Annotated in this window: 5 protein-coding genes; 1 reads left to right on the forward strand and 4 read right to left on the reverse strand. The window is 67.7% G+C overall.

Annotated elements, in window-relative coordinates; translation table 11 throughout:
• Positions 1-113: 113 nt before the first annotated feature.
• The 4 genes from yghU to DN824_RS22265 form a co-directional block, all read right to left on the reverse strand.
• The gene (gene yghU, locus DN824_RS22250) at positions 114-956 is read right to left on the reverse strand and encodes a glutathione-dependent disulfide-bond oxidoreductase (RefSeq protein WP_138410495.1); all 843 of its coding nucleotides are present in this window, start codon (positions 954-956) and stop codon (positions 114-116) included.
• Positions 957-1093: 137 nt separating this feature from the next.
• On the reverse strand, positions 1094-1411 hold the full coding sequence (locus DN824_RS22255) for a DMT family transporter (RefSeq protein WP_138410496.1): 318 nt from the start codon (positions 1409-1411) through the stop codon (positions 1094-1096).
• A 133-nt stretch (positions 1412-1544) separates the two neighbouring features.
• Positions 1545-1937, reverse strand: a complete 393-nt coding sequence (locus DN824_RS22260; protein WP_138410497.1) for a GFA family protein — start codon at positions 1935-1937, stop codon at positions 1545-1547.
• 35 nt (positions 1938-1972) lie between these two features.
• Positions 1973-2350, reverse strand: coding sequence for a MerR family transcriptional regulator (locus DN824_RS22265; protein WP_138410498.1), 378 nt, complete (start codon positions 2348-2350; stop codon positions 1973-1975).
• 105 nt (positions 2351-2455) lie between these two features.
• Here DN824_RS22265 and DN824_RS22270 point away from each other — a divergent pair, with 105 nt between their 5' ends.
• Positions 2456-3358, forward strand: a complete 903-nt coding sequence (locus DN824_RS22270) for an alpha/beta fold hydrolase (RefSeq protein WP_138410499.1) — start codon at positions 2456-2458, stop codon at positions 3356-3358.
• Positions 3359-3848: the final 490 nt, after the last annotated feature.

The following is a 3848-nucleotide window of genomic DNA, read 5'->3' on the forward strand; positions in this document are numbered from 1 at the left end:
CGCATCGGTCCCCGCATGATGGCTACCCGTCCCGCCCCTCGACCCGGGGGAAGAGGGGCGGGACGGGTAGCCATCATGCGGGGACCGATGCGAATGCGTTCGGCCCGCGGCGGTCAGTCCAGGTCCGAGGCGTCGTGGCGCTCGGGGACCTGATCGGCTTCGTCGCCCCAGGTGCGGTTGACCTTGCGGCCCCGGATCACCGCCGGCCGCTTGGCGATCTCGGCGGCCCAGCGCTGCACATGCCGATATTCCTGCACCGAGAGGAATTCCCCCGCCTGGTACAGCTCGCCGAGGGCCAGCACGCCGTACCAGGGCCAGATCGCCATGTCGGCGATGCTGTATTCATCGCCCGCGATATAGCGCCGCTCGGCGAGCGCGCGGTCCAGCACGTCGAGCTGACGCTTGGTCTCCATCGCATAACGGTTGATCGGATACTCGAGCTTCTCCGGCGCGTAGGCGTAGAAATGCCCGAAGCCGCCCCCGACGAAGGGCGCCGAGCCCATCTGCCAGAACAGCCAGTTCAGCGTTTCGGTACGTGCCGGGCCAGCGCTCGGCAGGAAGGCGCCGAACTTCTCCGCCAGATGCACGAGGATCGAGCCGGACTCGAACACCCGCAGCGGCGTTTCGCCGCTGTGGTCCACCAGTGCCGGGATCTTGGAGTTGGGGTTGATCTCGACGAAGCCGCTGGTGAACTGGTCCCCCTCGCCGATGCGGATCAGCCAGGCGTCGTACTCGGCGCCGGCGTGGCCGAGGGCGAGCAGCTCTTCGAGCATGATGGTGACTTTCACCCCGTTGGGCGTGGCCAGCGAGTAGAGCTGCAGCGGATGCTTGCCCACCGGCAGCGCCTTTTCGACGCGCGCGCCGGCGGTGGGGCGGTTGATGTTGGCGAAAGTGCCACCCGAGGGCGCGGCATCGGTCCAGACCTTCGGCGGCACGTACGCGGTGTTGTCACTCATGGCGATCTCCTAGTCGAGAGGCGAAACAGGTCGGCGCCCATGCAGAAGGTGCGGGGTCGCCGGGCGCCCGACCGATGGGTGAAGCCTGCGCGTACGCAGGCGCGAAGACAACGTTTGACGCTTCCCTTGCGAAAGGGTCAGCTCGAAGACAGCTTCATTAGCACCAGGCCGCTGACGATCAATGCCGCGGCGAGCATCCGCATCCCGCTGGCCGGCTCGCCCAGCACGGTGATGCCGACGATGAACGCGCCAACGGCGCCGATGCCCGTCCAGATCGTATAGGCGGTGCCGAGCGGCAGCGTTTTCATGGAAATCGACAGCAGCGCGAAGCTGGCCGCCATCGTGGCGAGGGTAACGAGGGTGGGTGTCAGCCGGGTGAAGCCCTCGGACTGCTTCATCGAAAACGCCCAGACCACCTCCAGGGCGCCCGCCAGGATCAGGTACAGCCAAGCCATGAACGGTCCTCCGTAAAGAACCGGGCCGTCCCGGAAGAATGTCCCGCGCTGGGGTGAGGTCGTCCTCGGCGGTGAGTATACCCGGCGCACGGGCCGCTGCAGCCCGGCGATATCCCGATCACTTCGTGGGGGGCTACTCCTCGAAGCGCTCCGTGCCCTCGCGGTCGTGCGCATATCGTCTCGCCAGCGGAAAGGGTGGCAGCCAGGCCTCGCGCCGGACCGTCCAGCATTCGTAACTGGGCGTGAGCTGGTCGGGCGCGTCCAGGCACCCCAGGTTCACTTCGATTTCATCGGCGCTGCGGGCGAACACCGACGAGCCACAGCGGGGGCAGAAGAAGCGCCCGGCGTAGTCGCGCGTCTGGCCCTCGATCGTCACCGCGTGCTCGGGGAATATCGCGGCGGCGTAGAACAGCGCGCCATGGTGCTTGCGGCAATCCAGGCAGTGGCACAGGCCGACCCGGTAGGGACGCCCCGTGGCCTCGATGCGGACGTTGCCGCACAGGCAGCCGCCGGTGAATCGGTCCATGCATGCTCCTCCTCGTGGATGCGTTTGGCGCGGCGTCATCGATCGAGCGGCGGCACCACGCCTTCGGACAGCATCTTCAGCAACCGCGCCCGCCGGCGCTCGAGCTCGGCGATCTGCCGCTCGATGGACTCTAGCCGCTCCCGCTGGGCGACGGAGGTCTGCTCGCAGACGGCGGCCCCTTCAATCATCAGCATGCAGTCGGGGAAGCTGCGTATCTGCGCCAGGCTGAAGCCCGAGGCGATCAGCCGCTGGATCTGCCTGACCTGCGTGACGGCCAGTTCGGCGAAGGCGCGATAACCGTTCTCGCTGCGTGTGGACGCGAGCAGGCCGTGCTCGTCGTAGTGACGGATGGAACGGACGCTGGCGCCGGTCCGGCGCGCGAGTTCGCCGATACCGAGGGTCGTTCTGCTCATGGCGGTCGTGCCTGGCGAGTGGTGGGAAGGCGCGCGTTGGCGGCTTGACTCTCACATTAGTGTGAGGGTTGAAGCTTAGGCTCCACCCTTGTCAGGAGCAACATCGTGCCCAGACCTACCCTGCGTTACCTCTGCGCCCTGCTGGTTTCAGCCATCCTGCTGGCGACCCAGGCGCTGGCCGACAGCGAACCCAGGCGCTATACCGTCACCGCGCCAGACGGTGTCCCGTTGGCGGTGCAGGAAGCCGGAAACCCTGACGGCCCCGCCATCGTGTTCGTCCATGGCCTGTTGGGCAGCCGCCTGAACTGGAATGCCCAGATCGACAGCCCGCTGTTGCAACGCTACCGGTTGATCACCTACGACCTGCGTGGTCACGGTCTGTCCGGCAAGCCCGCCGACGCCCAGGCCTACGCAGAGGGCAGCCGCTGGGCCGATGACCTGGCCACGGTGATCCGCGCAACCCAGGCCAGGCGACCGGTGCTGGTGGGGTGGTCGCTGGGCGGTGCGGTGATCTCCAACTACCTGGCCCGGCATGGCGATGCCGACATCGCCGGCGCGGTCTACGTCAACGCGGTGATCGAGCTCAGCCCCGAGCAGATCGTGGCGCACCCCGAGCTCTACCGGGACCTGAATTCGGCGGACCTGCAGATTCACCTTCAAACCGTGCGCGAGTTCTTGCGGCTCTGCTTCGACACCCAGCCTGACGAGCGCACCTTCGAGCTGCTGCTCGCCAACGCGGCGATGGCGTCCTGGGACATGCAGCGTGCCGTTCAGTCCATGAGCATCGACGCCGCCCGGGGGCTGGGCAATGTGCGGGTGCCGGTGCTGCTGCTCTATGGCGCACGCGACGCGCTGATCCACCCGGAACCTGCCATGGCACGCGCGTGGCAGCTGAACCCGCGCGCCAGCGGCCTTCTGTATGCAGGCTCCGGACACGCGCCCTTCGTGGAGGAGGCCGAGCGATTCAACCGCGACCTGGCGCGGTTCGTGGACAGTGCCGGGAAATGAGGCAAGGCTGCGCGCGGAGCGGGATCGCTCGCCCATGGATCGGTACCGGTTGCGGTGTGCCGGCCGCTGAAAAGCTCGCGGTCGGGGCGCCGCTCTCGAACGCGAACCGGGCCTCCGTATCGATCCGGCACACGGCCATTGCCATCCCCGGGCCGGGCGACACACGGCCCGCACCAACACGCAGGCGTCACCTCAAAGGTAGTGAGCCACCAAGGGCTCGACCGGAGGTGTTCCATGAGTATCGACCCGCTCGACCGACCCCACGATCGACAGCCCGTACCCGGGCAGGGCCAGAATCCGAGTCAGTCCCCTGACTTCGTTACCGATAACCCGGACGTCCAGGGCGTACCCGGCGAGCCATCCAGGCGCCCGGGCACGGGGCCAGACGTGCAGGACCCTGGCACGCCTGACGACGATCCGACCCGTCCAGGCCTCGGCAACCCGATCCCCTGACCGCGGCGGAGTGGGGGCAGATCACGTCCGGCCAGCC

Source organism: Stutzerimonas nosocomialis, assembly GCF_005876855.1.
GTDB lineage: Bacteria > Pseudomonadota > Gammaproteobacteria > Pseudomonadales > Pseudomonadaceae > Stutzerimonas > Stutzerimonas nosocomialis.

Excerpts from the sequence above, each read along its gene's own strand:
- DN824_RS22255 (WP_138410496.1), bottom strand. The coding sequence starts at position 1,411 with ATGGCTTGGCTGTACCTGATCCTGGCGGGCGCCCTGGAGGTGGTCTGG.
- DN824_RS22265 (WP_138410498.1), bottom strand. The coding sequence starts at position 2,350 with ATGAGCAGAACGACCCTCGGTATCGGCGAACTCGCGCGCCGGACCGGC.
- yghU (WP_138410495.1), bottom strand. The coding sequence starts at position 956 with ATGAGTGACAACACCGCGTACGTGCCGCCGAAGGTCTGGACCGATGCC.
- DN824_RS22260 (WP_138410497.1), bottom strand. The coding sequence starts at position 1,937 with ATGGACCGATTCACCGGCGGCTGCCTGTGCGGCAACGTCCGCATCGAG.